The following is a 21,091-nucleotide window of genomic DNA, read 5'->3' as shown; positions in this document are numbered from 1 at the left end:
GTCAGTGAGCTGGGTGAGTCATATCTTGCAGGAAGCCTGCTGTTTGTTATTATTGATTGTGCCGGGTAATGGCCCCCGTTTTGGAGAAACCGGACAAAATTAATTAAATTTTATTTTCTTTTTCAATCTCATTTAAGATAAGTACCCTGTCCGTCTGAAGGGTACCGGGCATATAACAAACGCTTCGTTTCCCGAACCACTGATACCGGTAACGGGCAATATAGCGGTATATGAAATCGCTCCATTGCCGGGGAACTATCCTGAAAAGTGCGAAAACCTTCCAGCCTCCTCCGAGCGTGATGAGGATTTCAATAACTGCCCGTGAAGCTGAAAACACATTACCATCCCTGATAAAAATAATACTTTCTCCTCTCAGGGTTTCCGCCTGCGATGCCGCTGATGGCAAAACGGCCGGCCGGCCCGGATCAGCGATGAAAAATAATTTCCGCTTTCTGTCTGCCCGGAGTAAAAAGTTAGTTGCTCTGCTGCAAAGAATGCAAAATCCATCGAAAATGACCAGGCTCTTTTCAGAAGGAATGACTTTATCAGAAATGCTTTTGTTCATTCGAAAACCTATGAAAGTGTATATTATTTACGAACGTATGTTCATTTATTGTTGCCGGGAAACGTTTTTTAACCTGTATTTTCAAACAAATCAGGGGGCGGTTTGTTAGATTCAGCGGGATTTTGAAAGTTTTCACTACTTTATTATCTTTGCCATCATTGAAAACATTTCATCAATAAACATAAATACCTAATTAAATACGAATAATGGACGAAAATAGGATCACCATTGCCGGCGGCAAGCTGATGGTGCCTGACAGGCCGGTTATCCCTTTTATTGAAGGCGATGGCACCGGCCCGGATATCTGGTCTGCAGCGGTAAGGGTTATGGATGCAGCGGTTGCGAAAGCATACGGCGGAAAAAGAAAGATTGAATGGCTTGAAGTACTGGCGGGTGAAAAGGCGTTCAATCTTACGGGTAACTGGTTGCCCGAAGAAACACTTGAAGCTTTCAGGGATTATAAAGTTGGGATAAAAGGGCCGCTCACCACCCCGGTAGGGGGCGGAATCCGCTCCCTGAATGTGGCATTGCGTCAGCAGCTCGATCTGTATGTTTGTCTGAGACCGGTCAGATGGTTTTCCGGGGTTCCCAGTCCGGTAAAGGATCCCTCAAAAGTTGATATGCATATTTTCAGGGAAAACACCGAAGATATTTATGCCGGGATTGAATTTATGAGCGGTACGCCGGAGGCCCGGAAGATGCGTGATTTTCTCCAGCAGGAAATGGGGGTGAAAAAAATCCGGTTTCCTGAAACCAGCTCCTTCGGGATTAAGCCGGTATCGAAGGAAGGGACAGAGCGCCTGGTCAGGGCAGCCCTTGAATATACCATCAGCCGGGGATTGCCCTCATTAACCCTGGTGCACAAAGGGAACATCATGAAGTTTACCGAAGGCGCCTTCAAGTTATGGGGATATGATCTTGCACGCCGGGAATTCGGAAAGTATACCTTTACCTGGGCGGAGTATGATGAAATTGTTGAAGCATCCGGCAAGGAAGCCGCAGACAAGGCGCAGCAGGATGCAGTATCGGCAGGTAAAATCATTGTTAAGGATGTGATCGCGGATGCTTTTCTGCAGCAGATACTTCTGCGTCCGGCCGAATATTCAGTTATTGCCACCCTGAACCTGAACGGTGATTACATTTCCGACGCCCTGGCTGCCATTGTCGGAGGAATCGGCATTGCCCCCGGAGCAAATATCAATTATGTAACCGGACATGCTATTTTCGAGGCCACCCATGGCACCGCCCCCAAATATGCCGGGCTGGATATGGTGAATCCCGGATCCGTGATTCTTTCGGGCGCCATGATGCTGGAATACATGGGCTGGATTGAAGCAGCCAGACTGATCTATGATGGCATTGAAAAAACAATTCTTCAGGGCAGGGTGACTTATGATTTTCACCGCCTGATGCAGCATGCCACCAAATTAAAGACTTCTGAATTCGGTACGGCCATAACAGAGGCAATCCACAATTCATAAGCAGGAAGAACCAATTAACACAATATCCAAATCATTATGGCAAAGAGACTGAAAGATACACTGTACGAAAAGATCATGGACTGGCGTCCCCGTACTGAGCGACTGATGAAAGAATACGGCAATGTGGTGGTCGATCAGGTTACCATTGGTCAGATCCTTGGCGGGATGAGGGGAATTAAATCCCTGGTCTCAGATATTTCTTACCTCGACCCGCAGGAAGGTATCCGTTACAGAGGATATACACTTCCTGAGGTTTTTGAAAAACTTCCGAAAGCAAAAGGAGGAAATATGCCCCTGGTGGAGGGCCTTTTTTATCTGCTGCTTACCGGCGATATGCCCACAGAAGAACAGGCTGCTGAGGTGGCGGACGAGTTTAACAAACGCAGGATACTTCCCCGGTTCATCTATGAGCTGATCGATGCCATGCCATGCTGCAGCCATCCAATGACTATTTTCTCCACTGCTATCCTTACCCTGCATCGTGAGTCGTTTTTTACCAAGAAATACCATGCCGGGATCAGTAAACTTGATTACTGGGATCCTACCTATGAGGATTCGCTTAACCTGCTTGCCAAGCTGCCGGAGATTGCCACTTATACATATGCGAAACTCTATCGTGACGGTAAAAGAATTCAATCGAATCCCAATCTTGACTTCGGAGGGAATTTTGCCCACATGATGGGTATAGGAAAGCCTTATGATGATGTTTCCAGGATGCACTTTATCGTGCATGCCGATCATGAAGCCGGTAACGTAAGTGCACATACCGGTCATCTGGTTGCCAGTTCGCTTTCGGATGTTTACCTTTCGATTTCTGCAATGGTAAACGGACTGGCAGGTCCGCTGCATGGTCTTGCCAACCAGGAAGTGCTGCGCTGGCTGCAGGATCTGATGGATAAAATGAACGGGGAAGTTCCCACCGAAGATGAACTCAAACAATTTGTCTGGAATACCCTGAATTCAGGGCAGGTTATACCGGGCTTCGGTCATGCCGTGCTGCGTAAAACCGATCCGCGCTATATGCTTCAGCGGGAGTTCAGCCTGAAAAATATGCCTGAAGATCCGCTTTTCAAAGTTGTGGATATGTTATACAATGTGGTGCCGCCCATTCTTCTCGAACAGGGCAAGGCTAAAAACCCATGGCCCAATGTGGATGCACAGTCCGGAGTTATCCAATGGCACTATGGCATCAAGGAGTACGACTTTTATACCGTACTGTTCGGGATAGGCAGGTCGATCGGAATCTGTGCGAATATCATCTGGGACCGAGCCCTGGGGTATCCGCTCGAAAGGCCCAAGTCGCTGACTACAGCCATCCTTGAAGACTTTGCAGCCGGCAAGGATGTGGTGATCGAAGATTAGTTCAGTTCAGCCAGCCCGTTAAAACGAACTTTACCTGTGAAACCTGTATATCAGGTGTGATAATTCATCCGGTGGACTTTTGCAGGTTATCTTATCCGATACCCTTTTATATTGAATATGGTAAATCAGAAGGAAATTGTGCTTCCGGCCTTCCCCCGCGGATTTCACCTTATCACAGAGCTGGTATTGTCCCAGCTGCCTCCTTTGCCGGAGACCGGATTGCTGCATCTCTTTATCAGGCATACATCGGCAGGAATCTGCATCAACGAAAATGCAGATCCCACCGTATTGATTGATTTCGAAACCGTTTTTAACAGAATGGTTCCCGAGGGGCAGCCTTTTTACCGCCATACTATTGAGGGGAATGACGATATGCCCGCACACATCAAATCGGTGCTGGCCGGCGCAGAAGTGAATATTCCTGTAACCAACGGAAAACTGAATCTTGGAACCTGGCAGGGAATTTATCTGTGCGAATTCCGCAACCGTGGCGGGCAGCGCAGACTGATGGCTACGCTGATCAGCTGATCAGCAAATTATTTAAGATTTTCGTAATACCAGTTTATTGCCTGCTTCAGACCTTCCGGGAGGCTGTACTTCGGGTTATACCCGAGCAACTTCCTTGCCTTTTCGATGGAAGCAAGAGAGTGCTGCACATCCCCGGCCCTTGGTGGTCCGTACACCGGTCTGATCTCTCCGGCAGGAAGCCCCAATCCCTGCAACAACATGGTTAACAGGACAAACAATTCGTTCAGCGTGGTGCTTTCGCCGTAGGCTACGTTATATACTGTATTGAGGGCGGCGGGATTGTCGGTGAGGAGCGCCAGCAGATTGATCTGCACTACATTGTCGATATAGGTAAAATCGCGTGACTGACTTCCGTCTCCGTTGATTACCGGGGATTCGCCCCGTACCAGTTGTTTGATGAACTTCGGTATCACCGCAGCATAGGCCCCGTCAGGGTCCTGGCGTTTGCCGAACACGTTGAAATACCTCAGCCCGATGGTCTGCATACCGTAAAGATCAGCAAAAACCCCGGCATAGAGTTCATTCACATACTTGGTAATCGCATAAGGGGAGAGCGGTTTGCCGATTACATCTTCCTTTTTGGGAAGGGCAGGGTGGTCGCCGTAAGTGGAGGAGCTTGCCGCGTAAACGAATCGTTTGACGCCTGCATCGCGCGCAGCGACCAGCATATTCACGAAACCACCGATATTTACATCATTTGAAGTTGCAGGATCCTTGATGGACCTCGGGACGGATCCCAGGGCAGCCTGGTGAAGCACATAGTCTGTCCCTTCACAGGCATTCCGGCAATCATCCGCATTGCGGATATCCCCGGTAATCATCGAAAAATCCGGGTGGGTGAGAAAGTCTTTGATATTCTCCTGCTTCCCGGTACTGAAATTATCAAGGCAAACAACCCGGCTTCCCTTTCCGAGCAATGCCTCAACCAGGTTGGAGCCAATAAAGCCGGCCCCGCCGGTTACCAGTATTTTTGATGATCCCAATTGTTGCATAGCCTGCATCCTGTTTAATCAGTCGGCCTGAAATCTATTCATTTCGTCCACGGGTGAAGAATGACAAAGGTCGGAGAATTTTGTCAAAAACAAAGTATTGTATCAGCACAAAGTCTTCATCATCATTGATCAGGGCATACATGCGGTCGCGGTCGAAGGTGACCGTTGATCCGTCAAATACATCAATTTCAGGCTCGGGGAGCATCCTCGGGTATGTTTTGACATTCTGTCTGGATCCGTCCTTCGCAAACAGTGTGATCACGTGCATGGGAACCGGGCTGGTGATGGAATCCCTGCGTTCCGGTTCCATATCATTGAACAAAGCCTCGTACCGGATATTCCGGAAGGCGTTTACAAAGGCCATCAGCTGAAGGCTATCGTAGGCAGCCAGCGTTTTGTTGTCAGTTAAACGGACCAGTTCCAGTCTGGTATTTTCGCGGTTTACGACTTTATATGATTCTTCAGGATGACTGGGGAATTCAACGAGAATATGGTCTATCTCAGGGAGCTTTTTATTAAATACGGTATGTTCCCTCCAGTCGTTTTCAAGCGTGGAGTATCGGGTGGCGACATACCCGCGCAGGCCGGGCATGTAAATTACCACTGGTGCATCGGCGCCTTCGAGCAGGGCGTATGTGCCGTTGTTGTCCATGGTTGCATCCCCGACATAGTAAGTTTTTGTAAGTTTTTCAACGGGAAACCACCTGTATTTCCCGAGTTTAATACGGTGGGTATTCTGGTAAATTTCAACTTTTACCGATTTGGCTGAAAGAAGGGTCAGGATGTTGTTATGGGCTGCACGGGCTACAGGTTCCCTTACGGTGATGTTCGAAAGGGTAAGCAGGAAAGTGTTGATATTCTCGGGATGAGCGGCATATTTTTCATTCAGCTGCCAGGTACCGTCGGCTTGCCGGGTGAGCAGGATGGAACGGTCTGATTTGTCGGACATAAAAACCTTGGTTATTGCAGCCGTATCGGCAATGGCAAAATCGCTGATCCCGGAGTGCAGGGTTGTGCTGGACCGGTTCATGATAAGGTAGCCTGCCAGGATGGCAAGCAGCAGCGTGATGATCAGTGTGAGCCTGTTTTTTCGCATTTCGGAGTCTGTAAATAAGTTTTTATTTTTCGTGTTTCAGTTCCCGGCTATCCGGAAACGGGTCATTATTCTGTGCCGGTATTATCTTGCGTAGCGGTATTTCCTGATCATGGACTGTATGAATCCGAAGAGGATAACCAGCAGTACCGGACCGGCAGTGTTGATCAGCTGCCACATCAGCAGGTCTTTTCTTGCACGGGTTACATCGAGCGATCTTAGCCTGAGTTCGCGGGAGCGTACCGCCATCAGTCCGGTATCGTCGCAAAGGTAATTCACTGCATTGAGCATCAGCTCCCTGTTCCCGAAGGTCTGACCTGTAAAACGGTCGTAGCCCAGTGGGTAAGGGTTGAAGGTGCCTGCGCTGAACTGAACCTGGTTTTTAATCAGGTCTCCGTCGGCCATCACAATCATCCTGTTCTCAGGGCTCCTGCCGGTAAAACCGATTTCCGGAGCCTGTGCAATTTCAGCAGGAATCCGGTTGTTGTAAAGTGATTCAAATTCTCCTTCGAGCAGCACCGCTACAGCCTGAGGCGGTTGGTTGTAGTCTGCCGGATCGGGCTCCCTTCGAAGGATGTCAAGGCTGATCATGACGGGCGTATTTGCCACACGCGTATACTTTGATGTTTGTAAAAGCACTGTTTTGCTGATCGCCGGATTACCTACGGTATCGATACTGCTGATAAACTCGGTCCGTACCGCATTCAGGTTGTTGACAACCGGGTGTGAGGAGGCAGAGGTGAGCACCGGGAAGTAGTACCATGGGAAGAAGCTGAATTGCGGCTGATTCCCGATCTGACCGGTATAAAGAGGAATCGGCAGTGCATTCAGGTCCATCAGCAGGTTGCTGTTAAGCCTGACTCCATAGCGGAAAAGCATATCGTTCAGGTTAATATCCCGGGTGATGCCCATAGTACGGTCAGCCGATTGAATGCTGTCCATACTGGCAAAAACCGGATCGATCAGCCAAAGCACTTTACCGCCTTTCATAATGTACTGGTCGATGATAAATTTGTCCTTCTCGCTGAAAACTGAATCGGGTTTGGCGATGATAATTGCCTTGTATTTGTTCAATACGGTGTAAGTTCCGTCTTCATTTTCCTTTCTTTCAGTAAGTGCATTCACCCTGCCGTTGATGTTTACACTTTCAACGATATAGTAATCGGAAAGTGCCCGGGAGATATCAGCGATTTCGGCACCTTTGAGTTCGCCATGACCCTGCGTAAAGGCGATTTTTGGTTTCCCCGTATTGCTGAGCTTCCTGATGGCGTTCGAAATATTGTATTCCAGCGCCTGTATTGAATTGTTTATGATTACATCAGGAGGGGCGCCAATTTGCTCTGATATCAGGCTCAGGGGAATTTCGCGGCCTTTATGCGAAACAATGGCTCCAGGAAATATCCGTTGCTGCTGCATGCCCTCTTTTTTCCTGACATTGATGTCGGTTGGCTGAAGGCCCTGTTGTATCAGCCTTTCAAAAACTTCATTCCTGGTTTTGGCATCCGGCGCTTCGGAAGGATTGATGAATTCATACTGAATATTATCATTGAAAGCCCTGAACTCATCCAGCATTTCCCGGGTGGAACGGCTGAGCATTTTGAAGCCGGCCGGGAATTCACCTTCCAGAAATACTTTGAAATAGAAAATATCATCCGTTTCCCTAAGCAACTTTTTGGTGGAAGGGGAGAGGGAATATCTCTTTTCGGTAGTCAGGTCGAAGCGGGTAAAAATGTAAGAACCGATGATGTTAAGCAACAAAATAATCACAAGCCCCAGCACAAGCTGAAGAATGTTGTTTCGGCGGATATCTTTGTTTGTTTGTCTGGCTGAACTCATTTTCTTAACTCCGGTATTAGAATTGAACTGGCTCCGGTTATTCGGCTTCGGTCATTGATTTTTCCTGCTTCTCCCATTTTCTGCTTTCGAGAGATGTTTTTGTCAGCAGTAGAAATATGCCGATGACACTCAGAAAATAGATTACATCGCGGGTATCGACAACGCCACGGCTCATGGAAGCATAGTGCGCTTCAATTCCCAGCGACATTATGAGCAGGTCGGCTTTTCCGAAAAGGGAGAGAGAAGCGACAAACCCGAATCCAATGTAGGCAAAGCCACTGATAATCAGGGCAAGCATAAATGCAACAATCTGGTTGTCGGTGATGGAAGAGACGAAAATGCCGATGGCAACAAATGCTGAAGCCAGAAACAACAGGCCGATATATGAGCCCCACATCCCGCCCATATCCATATTTCCTTTGGGCAGGCCAAGCAGGTAAACTGAAACGGCATAGATAAACGTAGGCAACAGGGAGAAAATCACCAGCGAAACACCTGCCAGGTACTTCGACATAATTATCTGCATATCCGTCAGCGGTTTGGTAAGCAGCATCTCAATGGTGCCCCCTCTCTTTTCATCGGCGAACGACCGCATGGTGATGGCAGGTATCAGGAAAAGGAATACAAACGGGGAAATCATGAAGAGATTATCCAGGCTGGCATAACCGTAATCGATGATGTTGAAACCCATCGGGAAAATCCATAGAAACAACCCGTTAATCAGCAGAAATACCACAATGGCAATATAACCGATCAGTGAATTGAGAAAAGCAAATATCTCTTTCTTGTAAAGTGTATACATATCGTGTCTGAGGGTTCCCGTTAAGAGGGGGCTAAATTACTCAAAATTGCCGTTTTGGGACTTGTTTTTGGATTTTTTGGCAAATCTTCAGCCTCCCGGTTGTCTCATTATGCTTCTTACACAGGATAGTCAGAATGGAAACTCTGTTTATACAAATGATTCCGATATAAGAAGAATGAGTACCTGAAAGGTGGTTTTATGGTCAGCGGGCAAATTCGATCAATACGACATCGTCATTCCTTAATCCGAGCAGACTGGATGCATTCCCTTTATTGATCGCTATTTCCAGGTATCCGGTGGTACTGAACAGCACGGCAATCTCTCCTTCCGGAACATCGCTGTAAGCATTTCTCACGACATTCACCGGATGGGTTTTGCCCTTGATGTTGAGAGAAAATCTACGTCTCATTCCTGTTTCAAGAAATTCCTTTTCTGTAATATTCAGGAATACGTTCTCGTAGTTGTCAATATAGATAACCCGGCCGCTGATGATATTTCCGTTGATCTGAGGTTGCATGGAAATCAGTGCCTTTAATTCATTCCTGACATCTCCCAATTCTTCAACCGGTTTACCGGTAGCCAGATGAACCGCAGCTTTTACAAATCTGTCGCGGGTTGAAAAGATAAAATGACCGGAATCCTGGGGAATGGTCAGTTCAACGATCTTATCAGGCAGCCCGTCAAACATCAGGGTGAAGATGCCGTTGTCGGCGCCGATAAAATAATGATTGCGGTATAGCAGTGCAATGTGCGGTGTAAGTTCCGACTCTTCAGTATTAACGCCCACAATATGCACAGTACCGTCCGGAAAATGCGGAAATGAGTTCCGCAGGATAAAAGAAGCCTGTTTCACATTGAACGGCGGAATCTGGTGCGTTATATCCACAATCCGGGCCTCCGGAAGCTTGCTGAGTATGGCGCCTTTCACCACACCGGCATAGTGGTCCCTCGGGCCCCAGTCGGTAGTTAGTGTAATAATGTTTACCTGTGCCATATTAATTTCATTAACTTCCTGCAGCAACTTAGCTTCCTTAACCCTGAACAACAATCATTTTTATAAAATTCAAATGATTTTTGCACAGGGATGTCTGAGTAAAGGCTTCAACCGCATTTTTTTTCAGCGTAATGAAGAATGCGCTATCCTCCCTCGGGCCGGATTTCTTATAAGAATGAACCATTGCAAAATTACATTATCTCTTTATTAAACCAAGGGGATTGGCCATGAATTCTGAATGCGGGTTTTCACAGGCCCGGGGACCCGGATTTTGGGGTGCTTGCATAACTTTATTTAATTCGTTTTACTATTGTCCGGAAAAACTGTTTATCAAACATAGAGATTCTTCGCTCCACGTTGTTACGCTCAGAAAGACAATGTTTTAGGGTTTTAGAGAGGGGGCTTGGTGGCGGCGAAGCCGCCACCAAGCCCCCTCTCCTTATAAACCTACGTAAGTTAAAGTCATTCTGAGCGTTAGCGAAGAATCTCCCCCTCTCCTTATAAACCTACGTAAGTTAAAGTCATTCTGAGCGTTAGCGAAGAATCTCACAATTTTCTCCGGACAACAATGAATTCTTTTAATAACTTTGTATCAAAACCGGTATGATAAAACACATTGTATTCTTCAGGTTATTGCCCGGATTACGGGAGGCTGGTGCCGCGGATTTGCTGGAGGAGGTCAGCTACCAGCTTGGATTGCTTCCGGCGCTTGTTCCCGGCATTCTGAATTTTGAAATTTGCAGGAATATCGCTGTTGATCCGAAAGCTGCCGATATTGTGCTGGTAAGTGAATTTACCGATACGGATGCCCTGAAAGCTTATCAGATTCACCCGGCTCACCTTGCATTCGTGGAATGGAACCGGAATAAATGTCCCAAAATGGCCGTTGCCGATTATGAATTCTGACAAGTTCCTGAATTTGTCCCTGTTGTGTATCATAATCCGGCAGTTATCTTATTTTTGTATCAGCAATTCTTCCTGATCTCTTTGCAACCATGAAAAAACTACCCCTTATGCTGTTTTTGTTTCCGCTTGCATTTGTCTCGTGCGACCTTGGCGGTGAACATTATTCACGGTATTATGATTATGTTGATATAGATGAGTTGTCAATCCCCGACAGCGCAATGACTGGGGATACGGTGCCGGTTTATGCACGTGCGGGCGCCCCGAATGGCTGCTGGTCTGAACTTGAATTATATTGTTATCCGTATAATGATACGCTTTACCTGGTAAATGCTTCAGGCTTGTACGAATCTTATGACGGTGTTTGTCCGGAAATCTATGTGACAAAAGACAGTACTTTCAGGTTTATTCCAGATACAGCCGGCATTTATATTTTTGCCGCCCAGTCGAGATCGAAGCCGGTTATGTTTGATACACTGGTTGTTATGCCTGAGCGTTGATTACTGATATAAAAGTGAAACCCGCAAACCGGATGATTTTCTTGTGAAGGTTTCTGTTTCAGGCAGGGCTTCGGCCTTGCTTTTCTAAATGTTTAAAAATGTCGGAGCAATACATATGAAAAACCTGACTACACCTTTGCCGGCTTCCGAAAGGATCATCCTTTTGGATATTTTGCGGGGTTTCGCGATCTTCGGCATCCTGATGGTGAATATGAAGATTTTTATCCATCCTGTCAATGTGATGATGTTGAGGCCATCTGTGGATCAGCCGTTGTTTTTGCTTATACCTGACCTGCTTATAAAATTTCTTTTCGAAGGAAAGTTTTATACCCTGTTCTCGCTGCTCTTTGGCTATGGTTTCTGGATCTTCATGAATAAAAAGATGGAGACCGGTTCAATTATACCGGTCTTCAGGAGGAGACTCGCTGTTCTGCTTCTGGTTGGAGTGCTTCATATTGTATTACTGTGGGCCGGAGATATCCTGTTTTTTTATGCCATCTTCGGATTTTTTCTTTTACTTTTCAGGAAGTCTTCCGACAGAAAAGCCGTTATCTGGGGAGCGGCACTGATATTGCTGCCGGCAATCGTTACCGCACTCACCTGGGGAATGATGGCCCTGGGTTCATCGTTTCCTGAAGGGAAAGCGGCTATTGATGCCGCTGCCGCTGAAAGCTCCCGGTCGATAAGTGAGATGATTGAACGTTCACGGCAGGCATATGGTTATGGGAGTTTCAGCGAAATTGTCAATGCAAGGATAAAAGAATGGACTGCCTTGTTGCCAGGGTTGTTGTTTTTTTATCCGGCCGTGCTTGGTACATTCTTGTTCGGAATGCTTGCTGCCCGGAAAAATCTGGCCGTTTCAAATGCTGCAAACACCTCCTTTTTCAGAAGGTGCCTGCCGCTGAGCCTGCCTATCGGGATAGCGGGAGAGGCTGTATATACATACGCTTCCTTACATGCTGACATGGCAATGCCCAACGGGATGAGCGTGCTGGCATCTTTTTCGCACGCCGTCGGGGCACCTGCACTTACCCTCTCCTACATAGGTTTGATCATGGTTCTTTTCGAAAAAGGACGACTCTCCTGGCTGTGGAATGCCCTGGTTCCTGTAGGCAGAATGGCACTTACCAACTACCTGATGCAGTCTTTGATTTGTACCTCGATATTCCTTTCATATGGACTCGGAATGTCCGGGAAACTGAATATCCTTCACGGCATTGCCCTTGTTATGCTAATATATTTCCTGCAGGTCATTTACAGTCGTTACTGGATTTCAGAATTCCGGTTCGGTCCGGCTGAATGGGTCTGGCGAAGGCTCACTTACCTCAGTCCGGTAAGTTTCCGGAAGAAATGCGGATAGTATGTGAATAGTTGTTTTTCATCATGAGCCATCCGCTGAATGATTATCTGGTTTTATTTTTTAAGAAACACTTAAAGCATTGAAAATGAAAACTAATTACCGCTACTACCCTGTTATTTTTTCTCTATTTCTCCTTCTCGGAGGAGGTGTCTGGCTATATTTACAGGCGCCCCGTCAGGAAAAGGAGGGTCATCACATGCTTGCACGCACGGGTTTGAAAAAGGAACCAGGATACCTTCCCAACGATTGGTTGTCAAGGCAGCGGACCTATCCGCAGGGGCGGATAAAAACAGAACATTATCTTAAGGCTGTGAGGGATGCTCATCAGATGCACCGGAGCCTGTCGCGCGGATCTTACAGCTGGGAGCCTGCAGGGCCGACAAACATCGGCGGACGGATCACGGACATAGAAATGCCAGCCGGTTCATTCTCTACAATTTATGTTGGTACAGCTTCCGGTGGAATATTTAAGACAGATAATTCCGGAGCAGACTGGACAAATATTTTCGATCAGGCAGCTACCATCTCCATCGGCGATCTTGCGGTCGGCCGTCAGAATACGGATCTGTTATATGCCGGAACCGGTGAAGCCAACGCCTCAAGCCAGAGTTTCAGGGGAGACGGAATTTATAAATCGACCGACGGCGGTGCCACCTGGACACATACAGGGTTGGATGAATCGGCCTATATCGGGCGTATTGTCATAGACTATCAGAACGAGGAAAGGGTTTTTGCGGCTGCCTGTGGCAATCTTTTTACCCCTGACGGTCATCGCGGAATATACCGTACCATTGATGGAGGCGCCAACTGGGAACAGGTGCTTTTTATCAGTGATTCCACTTCCGGAATTGATCTGGTTCAGCATCCGACAAATCCCGACATTCTTTATGCCGCCATGTGGGAACGTATGCGCGGACTTAATTACCGGCGTTCATTCGGGCCTTCCTCCGGTATCTGGATGACTGTCAACGGGGGCGATACCTGGACGAAACTGCAGGGCGGATTGCCCCAGGGAAATCAGGTAGGGCGGATCGGTCTGGCCATTTCGCCTTCTGATCCGGAAAGGCTGTACGCATTTTTCGACACCAGTTCGGGCGAGGCGGTCTACCGCACTGATAACGGGGGCCAGAACTGGATACGTACCAATGACAATGCCATTCAAGGCATGAACAGTTCTTTCGGATGGTATTTCGGGCAGATCCGGGTGAGCCCGGTGAATCCGGATGTGATTTACCTGCTTGGCGTTGATCTTCATTATTCCACCAACGGAGGCGACAGTTACATCCAGTTGGCGGGGTATTACAATTCTGATGAAATTCATGTTGATCACCACGCCCTTTACATTCATCCATCAACCGGAAGGGTATATGAAGGCAACGACGGGGGATTCTATTTCAGCGATGATATGGGGTTAAACTGGACCTGGATTAACAATCTGCCCATTACCCAGTTCTATGATATCGAGATTGATTATCTGAATCCGGCCCGGCTGATCGGAGGGACGCAGGATAACAACACCATCAGGACTTCCGCGGGAAGCGCGGACGGATGGGATGCCATTCTTGGGGGTGATGGTTTTTATTCGCTGGTCGATTATACCCGTTCAAATATGGTTTATGCTGAATATCAGTGGGGGATGCTGCATAAGTCTGCCAATTTCGGCAATTCAATGTCATACATCGGGGACGCCTGGTCAAACGACAGGGTAAACTGGTCGGCTCCTGTGGTGATGCATCCACAGAATCCGAATATTCTTTATTTCGGTACTTACCGGGTATGGAGAACTTCAAACGGGGGCAATAGCTGGAGTGCGGTAAGTCAGGATCTGACCAAAGGAGATGACGGCAGTACCTATCATACCATCACCACCCTTGCCGTGTCGGGCATTGATCCTGATATCGTGCTTGCAGGTACTGACGACGGCAAGGTACATATCAGTGTGAATGGAGGAGCATTGTGGACAGATATCAGCGCGGGTCTTCCTGACCGCTGGATTACCCGGGTGGCAGCAGATCCTTTCGATGTAAATACCATCTATGCAACCTGTTCGGGTTTCCGTTGGGATGAGCCATTGGCGCACGTTTATCGTTCGACCGACCTTGGTAACTCCTGGGAACCCATCAGCAATAACCTGCCCGAACTTCCGGTGAATGCTTTTGTGGCCGATCCGACCAGGCCCGGCAGGTATTTTGTCGGAACGGATGCCGGAGTGTTTATGAGCAGAGATTACGGACAAAGCTGGGAAAGTATGAACCTGGGATTGGGCAATGTACCCGTAACTACCATGAAAATTCATGATGCCGAAGAGATGCTGGTAATTGGTACTTACGGACTTTCCGCTTACCGGCTCCACCTGGCGGAACTGAGCGTGGATTTGCCACAGTTGCCGGAACCATCATCATCTCTGGCCCTGGTTTCAGTGTATCCTCTGCCATGTAACGCTGAACCGGCAGGCGGCTGCTGGGCAAAGATCAGTTCGCCTGCCGGACAGAATGCTGATATCCGTTTATATGATCTGAAAGGGCGGCTGGTTGCTCCGGTGCAGAACATCAGCCTGAAACCAGGCGTAAATACCATCCCGCTGAATATCCTGACCCACAGTGACCATGCCCCCGGATATTACCTGGTTACGGTTACTTCGGGTAAACAGTCGGTTTCGAAGAAGATCATGATCCTATGATTGTTTGACAAAATCGGGCTGAAGAAATGGCCGTTGTTAAATCATCCGCTCCGGGCCATCAGAGGAACAGCTGTCTGTAACTTCTGGTATTGGGAGAAGAGCATGTCTGACAAAAGTCATGGTGTTAATCAGTTGTTTATCAAATGCAAAATGCTTCCGGAAATCAAAAACCGGAAGCATTTTGTATTTACAGTTTAGTATCTGTGAAAAACAGGTATTTATTAAGGATTTTTGCTTGCGGTACGGGAAGAGAGTTCAAAATCCCGGCTTGATTTCAGCAGATTAAGTGTGTAAAGCGTGAGGTTCTTTATTTCAGCCAGTATATTAAGGTAGAGGATACTGTTCCGGGTCCCGGTTTCCGAGTTCTTGATCCGCTTTACCTGTTTTTTCCGGGTCTCTTCGATAATCCGTTGTATATTTTGCTGTCTGGCAACGATCATGTCAAAATCATCATAATTCTGTTTCTTCAGCATATTCATCACTTCGCCGAAGAGCAGGGATATTTCACCGTTCAGCCTTGACAGTTCTTCTATCTGAACCGGTATCATCGGCCTGTGATTGTTTTCAACATGTTCAAAACTTGGCATCGTGATGAATGAGATGCAATGGTTTATCTCGCGCAGGTAGTCGATGGCCTGTACATAAAAATGCCCTGATTCAACCGAATCTTCGCGCAGGTGTGACAATGTTTTGCTGATCTGGTTTTTAAGCCGTTTTGTAGAAACATTCAGGGCTTCAGAGCCGCTTTTGGCATTTTTCAGAACCTTTCTGTCTTCATCCATCAGGCCTATAAGGGTCTCTTTGAAGATGGCAAGGCTTTGCTCAAGCACCTGCTGTATGGTGAGGGAACATCTTACGATAATGGTTTCTGTGCTGAGTTCATCGGGTAGCGCATCAATGGCTTCGTCGGCTTTACGCTCATTAGTTCTCCTGAGGTGAATGCGGTGGGTGCGGTAAATCAGGAAACCGACCAGGAACAGCAGTATAAAAGTAGCAACCAATCCTCCGTAATACAATATTGAAGCAGCGACAAGGGCAACGGTAAAAGCAGCCAGCGCAGTGAAAAACCATCCGCCGATCACCGAAAGCACGCCCGTTATGCGGTAAACTGCACTTTCACGGCCCCAGGCCCGGTCGGCCAGTGAGGTTCCCATTGCAACCATAAAAGTTACGTAGGTTGTTGACAGCGGAAGTTTAAGTGAAGTTCCCAGTGCAATCAGCATACTTGCCACCACCAGGTTAACACTGGCCCTGAGCATATCGAAGGCTGCGCCTTCGGGCATTTGTGCCACGGTAGTTTCGTCAGGAGGATTAAATCGATTTTCAATCCATAGGTTAACTTTGTCGGGCATAAACCGGCTGATAGCGGAAGATACATTCAAGGCACCCCTGACCAGATTTCTGGAAAGAATGGAGGAATTGAACCTTTCTGCACCTTCGCCCTGACGGCTCAGGTCAACCGATGTTTCAATAACTGAACGGGCTTTTTTTGAAGTCCATAAAGTGATTGCCATCACCATACCGGCAATGAGCAGCATCCAGGTTTCCGTTTTTACATCTTCTGCCAGGCCGGTCATCAGAAATGTATTGGGGTCGGCACCGGGGGCTGCATTGAATAATTGCAGGGCTTTCAGACCTGCAAGCGGAACCCCTATGAAGTTTACCAGGTCATTTCCGGCAAAAGCCATTGCCAGGGCGAATGTGCCGGCCAATACAATGACTTTCAGAACATTCAATCTGAAAAGTAAGATTAAAATCTGCAAAAGCAACGTCCATCCGGCTAAACTGACCAGCAGGATCATGCCTGTATTTGCATTGATGTAATTTAAAGTTTCGGGGGTAATAAATGAAGCTCCTTTCGCACCTTTGATCAGCATAAAATAGGTGATACCTGTGATGGCAAGTCCTCCCCATAAGGCACCGAAATATTTCAGGTTAAACCTCAGGTTGAAGGTAAATATTATCCTGGTGATATATTGCACCAGGGACCCCACGCTGAATGCAATGGCTACGGATACCAATATACCGGTGATAATGGCCAGGGCTTTGGCAGAATTGATGTACTGCCCGATGTCCTGCATCGTCTGTTCCGAACCTGTGATCTTAATAACGGCAACCGCTACAGACGCACCGAGCAATTCGAAGACAATGGATACCGTGGTGGATGTTGGCAAGCCAAAAGTGTTGAACATGTCAAGCAGGATGACATCCGTGATCATGACGGCAAGAAAAATGATGATCACTTCATTAAAGCTGAACTGCCCCGGGAAAAAGAGCCCTTTTCTGGCGATTTCCATCAGTCCGCTCGAAAAGGTCGCTCCGATCAGTACTCCGACACTGGCTACAACCAGCACGGTTTTGAAGGAAGCGGCTTTGGCGCCGACGGCGGAGTTCAGAAAGTTAACAGCATCATTGGCAACACCTACCATCAGGTCGGAAAATGCCAGGAGAAAAAGGACTGCGACGAAGATCAGATAAATACCTTCCATTCAGGGATATGATTATATGTGCGCAAAATTAAGGAGGCTGGCCTGAATTACCCTGATTCCAATGTTAAGTTAATGTTAATTCGGCCGGCTTATTTAATATTACTTGCAATGGCCTGATTGATATTGATGATGTGGTCGGCAAGCTTTTCGCACTGATTCAGAAGCTCTGCATAATAGGCTGCATTTTTGTAGGTGTGCTCCCCTTCATCGATCCTTTGCCTGTTTAAATCGATAAGCTTGTCGCGCAATTCATTGATCAGCAATTCTTTTTCGGTAGCTTTGGCCAGAATGCCCGGCCTGTAATCCCGTGAAAGGTTTTCATTCATTGTGTCGAGCGCCTGTTTAACCAGTTCAAAGAGGGCAAACAGATCATCACGCATTTCCTGGGTGAACCATGCTTTTGCTTCATTTTTCTTCCTGATGGTCCGTTCCATCTGCATACACTGGTCAGCAATGCTTTCCATGTCATCCGTGATCTTCAGCATTGCCCTTATTTTTCTTGAATTGGCTTCGGTAAGGTCGTTTTCGGCTATGCGTGTGATATAGTCAGTGATTTCACGTTCCAGAATATCCGACTGCTCCTCGCATTTATAGATTTTTTTCTGGATTTTTTCATATTTGCCTTCCCTTTTTTCTGTCAGGTATTCAGGTATAAGACTGAACATATAGGCGACATGTCTGCCGAAGCTGTATATCTCTTCACGCGCCTGCAGAATATCCACCTCGATCATTGCCATGAACCTGGACTTAAAATAACGGAGCCGGTAGCTTTTCTTTTCGCCGGGTTTGTATGGGATAATGATTTCGAGAAATTTCCTGAACACAGGGATAAAACCTGTGAAAATGATTGTATTGATAAGATTAAAACCGGTGTGAAAAACCGATAGCCCGAGCGGATTGATAGCCTCAGCGGGAATGGGTGAGTGCCCGGTAATATAATCTGCTGCATTATAAGACAGCTGAACAAAAAAGCTGAAAAATGCAAAAGCCCATATGAGACCGGTTAAGTTGAAAAGTGTATGTCCCAGTGCCAGGCGTTTGGCAGCGCGGTTGGCCATTAGTGCAGCAATGTTCGCTGTGATGGTGGTGCCGAGGTTTTCACCGAGTACCATGGCCGCGGCTGCACTGTAATCAATATAACCGGCGTTACACAGTACGAAAGTGAGCGCTATGGTTGCACTTGAAGATTGGATTAACAGGGTGATCAGCAAACCGGCCCCGGCAAACAGCAAATGCCTGAAGAATCCGTTGCCGGATATGGAAGCAATTGCTTCGATCAACGGCGAATGTTCGTCGATACCGGGCATGGCATCTTTCATAAACTGAAGCCCCAGAAACAGGATGGCAAAACCCAGTATAAACTCCCCGAAAGAGCGGGTACGGACTCCCGGGAAGAAAAGCAGGGGGAGGCTCAAACCCAGGACCGGCAGCAGTATGGAAGTAAATTCAAATTTGAAGCCAAAAATGGTAATCAGCCAGGCAGTAACGGTGGTACCGATGTTCGCTCCCAACATAATTCCCAACGCCTGGGTAAGCGAGAAAAGTCCTGCGTTCACAAAGCTTACAAGCATTACGGTAACGGCAGATGAAGACTGTATAATGCCTGTAACCAGCAGACCGGCGACGATCGCTTTTACCCTGTTGGATGCAATGTTGGTGAATATATTCCTCAGCCGCCTGCCTGAAATCCGTTGAAGGCTTTCGCTCATCATTTTCATACCGAAAAGGAAAAGTGTAAGGGCTCCAAGAATGGTCAGCATATCCAGTAACAGGTTAGCATTGCTCATATAAATCTCCTCCGGGCGGTTAAATATTTTATTAAATGCAAATTTAATCAGATTACCTGACCTTTGGTTTTCATTGTATACGATTTATTCTGATCAGCCCCCATTATATAACTGTTTAAAGGTAGTTATTTTGATAAATAGCTGTCAATTAGAAATATACGTTGACCATTGATCTTCTGGATTCTGAAATTCCATTGTTGATTTGCAGTCATGGAATCTGGAATTGCTGATTATAAATGACCAGGGCTGCATAGTTCCGGCAGCGGATAAGCTGATCATATCGTTATGCTCATGCAGATAAATGTCCTGATATAAAAATTTGTGCTACTGCAGGTATATTATAGTCCCAGAGCATCTTCCGGATTATCATGGACAATGGTTTACCTGCTATTAATTACCTTTGCAGCATGTTGACATCTTTTATAGAACGCCTTGGCATTCAGGAGCTGAATGAACTGCAGCTGAAGTCTCTTGAATTTATCAGGCCGGGTACCGACCTGATACTCATCTCCAAAACCGGTTCAGGCAAAACCCTGGCATTTCTTCTTCCCATACTCCGCATGCTTGTTCCGGAGCTTTCCGGACCTCAGGCCATGATTATAACCCCTTCGCGTGAACTGGCCCTTCAGATTGAAAGTGTTTTCCGGAAGATGCAGACCGGTCATAGAATTTCAGCCCTTTACGGTGGACATGCGGTCAGGACTGAGCGAAATAACCTGATTGAGCCTGCTGCCTTGTTGGTTGGCACTCCCGGTCGTATTGCCGACCATTTGAGAAGGGAACATTTCGACCCTGCAGGCATAAAAAGCCTTGTTCTTGATGAATTTGATAAATCCCTGGAACTTGGGTTCGAAAAAGAAATGACTTTTATCATTGCAAAGCTGGCCGGTTTACAAACCAGAATACTGACTTCTGCAACAAGGATGGAGGATATTCCCGCATTCACCGGGGTCACAAATCCGGTCTCACTTGATTTTACCATTGCTGATGATCATATCAACCTGGCTGTGAACATAGTGAGAGCAGAAGGAAACGATAAGCTGGAAGCTTTATTCCGGCTTATCTGCCATCTGGGTAATGACCCCGCGCTGATATTCTGCAATCACCGCGAAGCTGTTGAGCGAATCAGCACCTTACTCAGGATGCGGGGTGTGGTTCACGGCATTTATCATGGCGGTATGGAGCAGGATGCCCGTGAGCTGGCCCTGATCCGTTTCCGTAACGGGACACATCATACCTTGATTACCACCGATCTGGCTGCGCGCGGTCTTGACATCCCGGAGATCAGACATGTAATACATTACCAACAGCCCGCCAATGAAACTGTCTGGGTACATCGTAACGGCCGGACTGCCCGCATGCACGCTTCGGGAGATGCCTGGATGGTGCTTGCAGCTGAAGAGAATGCACCGGTTTTTGTGACCGGAGCCTCCGGGCCGGTATTGCTGCCGGAAGAAACTGATTTGCCGGGTTTTCCGGAATACGAGACGCTGTATTTCAGCCTCGGGAAGAAAGATAAGATCAGTCGGGGCGATATTGCCGGTTTCCTGATGCATCAGGGCGGATTAAATGCGGATGATCTTGGTCAGATAAGTATTGCTGACCATGCGTCCTATGCAGCTGTAAAGCGACCGTTGTGCAGAAAACTTCTTGCTGATCTGAAAGGCAGACCTTTGAAAAGGAGACAAATAAAAATAGAAATCGCAAGATAAAAGGCCA

General features: G+C 47.3%; 16 protein-coding genes. 8 read left to right on the top strand and 8 right to left on the bottom strand.

The features are described 5' to 3' along the window. Window positions 1-103: 103 nt before the first annotated feature. Window positions 104-565, bottom strand: a complete 462-nt coding sequence (locus TBC1_RS16715; RefSeq protein WP_062045291.1) for a thiol-disulfide oxidoreductase DCC family protein — start codon at window positions 563-565, stop codon at window positions 104-106. A 206-nt stretch (window positions 566-771) separates the two neighbouring features. Between TBC1_RS16715 and icd the strand changes: the two genes are divergently transcribed. The 3 genes from icd (at window position 772) to TBC1_RS16700 (ending at window position 3,936) form a co-directional block, all read left to right on the top strand. Further along, the gene (icd, locus tag TBC1_RS16710; RefSeq protein WP_062045289.1) at window positions 772-2,046 is read left to right on the top strand and encodes an NADP-dependent isocitrate dehydrogenase; all 1,275 of its coding nucleotides are present in this window, start codon (window positions 772-774) and stop codon (window positions 2,044-2,046) included. A 36-nt stretch (window positions 2,047-2,082) separates the two neighbouring features. Continuing rightward, a complete protein-coding gene (locus TBC1_RS16705; RefSeq protein ID WP_062045288.1) occupies window positions 2,083-3,408 on the top strand; it encodes a citrate (Si)-synthase in 1,326 nt (441 codons plus the stop codon). Between the two features lie 117 nt (window positions 3,409-3,525). Next, a complete protein-coding gene (locus TBC1_RS16700) occupies window positions 3,526-3,936 on the top strand; it encodes a secondary thiamine-phosphate synthase enzyme YjbQ (protein WP_062045286.1) in 411 nt (136 codons plus the stop codon). A gap of 8 nt (window positions 3,937-3,944) precedes the next feature. Here the strand turns inward: TBC1_RS16700 and TBC1_RS16695 are convergent, their stop codons facing one another. The 5 genes from TBC1_RS16695 to TBC1_RS16675 all read right to left on the bottom strand — a co-directional run bounded on the left by TBC1_RS16695 (window position 3,945) and on the right by TBC1_RS16675 (window position 9,653). Next, window positions 3,945-4,937, bottom strand: coding sequence for an SDR family oxidoreductase (locus TBC1_RS16695; RefSeq protein WP_137305836.1), 993 nt, complete (start codon window positions 4,935-4,937; stop codon window positions 3,945-3,947). Between the two features lie 25 nt (window positions 4,938-4,962). After that, window positions 4,963-6,024 (bottom strand): DUF4340 domain-containing protein, encoded by a 1,062-nt coding sequence (locus TBC1_RS16690; RefSeq protein ID WP_062045282.1) that lies wholly within the window; start codon window positions 6,022-6,024, stop codon window positions 4,963-4,965. A gap of 81 nt (window positions 6,025-6,105) precedes the next feature. Beyond that, window positions 6,106-7,857, bottom strand: a complete 1,752-nt coding sequence (gene gldG / locus TBC1_RS16685; protein WP_062045280.1) for a gliding motility-associated ABC transporter substrate-binding protein GldG — start codon at window positions 7,855-7,857, stop codon at window positions 6,106-6,108. Window positions 7,858-7,894: 37 nt separating this feature from the next. Beyond that, window positions 7,895-8,659, bottom strand: a complete 765-nt coding sequence (gldF, locus tag TBC1_RS16680) for a gliding motility-associated ABC transporter permease subunit GldF (RefSeq protein WP_062045279.1) — start codon at window positions 8,657-8,659, stop codon at window positions 7,895-7,897. A gap of 202 nt (window positions 8,660-8,861) precedes the next feature. Then, complete coding sequence (locus tag TBC1_RS16675; protein WP_137305834.1) at window positions 8,862-9,653, bottom strand: SAM hydrolase/SAM-dependent halogenase family protein; 792 nt, start codon at window positions 9,651-9,653, stop codon at window positions 8,862-8,864. A 603-nt stretch (window positions 9,654-10,256) separates the two neighbouring features. Between TBC1_RS16675 and TBC1_RS16670 the strand changes: the two genes are divergently transcribed. The 4 genes from TBC1_RS16670 to TBC1_RS16655 all read left to right on the top strand — a co-directional run bounded on the left by TBC1_RS16670 (window position 10,257) and on the right by TBC1_RS16655 (window position 15,096). Beyond that, on the top strand, window positions 10,257-10,559 hold the full coding sequence (locus tag TBC1_RS16670) for a Dabb family protein (RefSeq protein ID WP_062045275.1): 303 nt from the start codon (window positions 10,257-10,259) through the stop codon (window positions 10,557-10,559). 89 nt (window positions 10,560-10,648) lie between these two features. After that, entirely contained in the window at window positions 10,649-11,056 is a 408-nt protein-coding gene (locus TBC1_RS16665) for a hypothetical protein (RefSeq protein ID WP_137305832.1), read from the top strand. Between the two features lie 115 nt (window positions 11,057-11,171). Beyond that, on the top strand, window positions 11,172-12,416 hold the full coding sequence (locus TBC1_RS16660; RefSeq protein ID WP_062045271.1) for a DUF418 domain-containing protein: 1,245 nt from the start codon (window positions 11,172-11,174) through the stop codon (window positions 12,414-12,416). Between the two features lie 85 nt (window positions 12,417-12,501). Then, complete coding sequence (locus tag TBC1_RS16655) at window positions 12,502-15,096, top strand: VPS10 domain-containing protein (RefSeq protein WP_082189681.1); 2,595 nt, start codon at window positions 12,502-12,504, stop codon at window positions 15,094-15,096. A 221-nt stretch (window positions 15,097-15,317) separates the two neighbouring features. On the opposite strand, the gene TBC1_RS16645 is transcribed toward TBC1_RS16655, so the two are convergent. Together TBC1_RS16645 and TBC1_RS16640 are read right to left on the bottom strand one after the other, a co-directional pair. After that, on the bottom strand, window positions 15,318-17,585 hold the full coding sequence (locus TBC1_RS16645) for an inorganic phosphate transporter (protein WP_062045265.1): 2,268 nt from the start codon (window positions 17,583-17,585) through the stop codon (window positions 15,318-15,320). An 89-nt stretch (window positions 17,586-17,674) separates the two neighbouring features. Next, a complete protein-coding gene (locus TBC1_RS16640) occupies window positions 17,675-19,372 on the bottom strand; it encodes a Na/Pi cotransporter family protein (protein WP_062045263.1) in 1,698 nt (565 codons plus the stop codon). 407 nt (window positions 19,373-19,779) lie between these two features. Here TBC1_RS16640 and TBC1_RS16635 point away from each other — a divergent pair, with 407 nt between their 5' ends. After that, complete coding sequence (locus TBC1_RS16635; RefSeq protein WP_062045261.1) at window positions 19,780-21,084, top strand: DEAD/DEAH box helicase; 1,305 nt, start codon at window positions 19,780-19,782, stop codon at window positions 21,082-21,084. The last annotated feature ends 7 nt before the right edge of the window (window positions 21,085-21,091 follow it).

Source organism: Lentimicrobium saccharophilum, assembly GCF_001192835.1.
GTDB lineage: Bacteria > Bacteroidota > Bacteroidia > Bacteroidales > Lentimicrobiaceae > Lentimicrobium > Lentimicrobium saccharophilum.
Note: the sequence above shows the minus strand (reverse complement) of the source record. Positions and strands in the feature narration are given on the sequence as shown.

Excerpts from the sequence above, each read along its gene's own strand:
- gldG (WP_062045280.1), bottom strand. The coding sequence starts at position 7,857 with ATGAGTTCAGCCAGACAAACAAACAAAGATATCCGCCGAAACAACATT.
- TBC1_RS16695 (WP_137305836.1), bottom strand. The coding sequence starts at position 4,937 with ATGCAGGCTATGCAACAATTGGGATCATCAAAAATACTGGTAACCGGC.
- TBC1_RS16635 (WP_062045261.1), top strand. The coding sequence starts at position 19,780 with ATGTTGACATCTTTTATAGAACGCCTTGGCATTCAGGAGCTGAATGAA.
- TBC1_RS16655 (WP_082189681.1), top strand. The coding sequence starts at position 12,502 with ATGAAAACTAATTACCGCTACTACCCTGTTATTTTTTCTCTATTTCTC.
- TBC1_RS16660 (WP_062045271.1), top strand. The coding sequence starts at position 11,172 with ATGAAAAACCTGACTACACCTTTGCCGGCTTCCGAAAGGATCATCCTT.
- gldF (WP_062045279.1), bottom strand. The coding sequence starts at position 8,659 with ATGTATACACTTTACAAGAAAGAGATATTTGCTTTTCTCAATTCACTG.
- TBC1_RS16715 (WP_062045291.1), bottom strand. The coding sequence starts at position 565 with ATGAACAAAAGCATTTCTGATAAAGTCATTCCTTCTGAAAAGAGCCTG.
- TBC1_RS16640 (WP_062045263.1), bottom strand. The coding sequence starts at position 19,372 with ATGAGCAATGCTAACCTGTTACTGGATATGCTGACCATTCTTGGAGCC.
- TBC1_RS16690 (WP_062045282.1), bottom strand. The coding sequence starts at position 6,024 with ATGCGAAAAAACAGGCTCACACTGATCATCACGCTGCTGCTTGCCATC.
- TBC1_RS16705 (WP_062045288.1), top strand. The coding sequence starts at position 2,083 with ATGGCAAAGAGACTGAAAGATACACTGTACGAAAAGATCATGGACTGG.
- icd (WP_062045289.1), top strand. The coding sequence starts at position 772 with ATGGACGAAAATAGGATCACCATTGCCGGCGGCAAGCTGATGGTGCCT.
- TBC1_RS16675 (WP_137305834.1), bottom strand. The coding sequence starts at position 9,653 with ATGGCACAGGTAAACATTATTACACTAACTACCGACTGGGGCCCGAGG.
- TBC1_RS16670 (WP_062045275.1), top strand. The coding sequence starts at position 10,257 with ATGATAAAACACATTGTATTCTTCAGGTTATTGCCCGGATTACGGGAG.
- TBC1_RS16665 (WP_137305832.1), top strand. The coding sequence starts at position 10,649 with ATGAAAAAACTACCCCTTATGCTGTTTTTGTTTCCGCTTGCATTTGTC.
- TBC1_RS16645 (WP_062045265.1), bottom strand. The coding sequence starts at position 17,585 with ATGGAAGGTATTTATCTGATCTTCGTCGCAGTCCTTTTTCTCCTGGCA.
- TBC1_RS16700 (WP_062045286.1), top strand. The coding sequence starts at position 3,526 with ATGGTAAATCAGAAGGAAATTGTGCTTCCGGCCTTCCCCCGCGGATTT.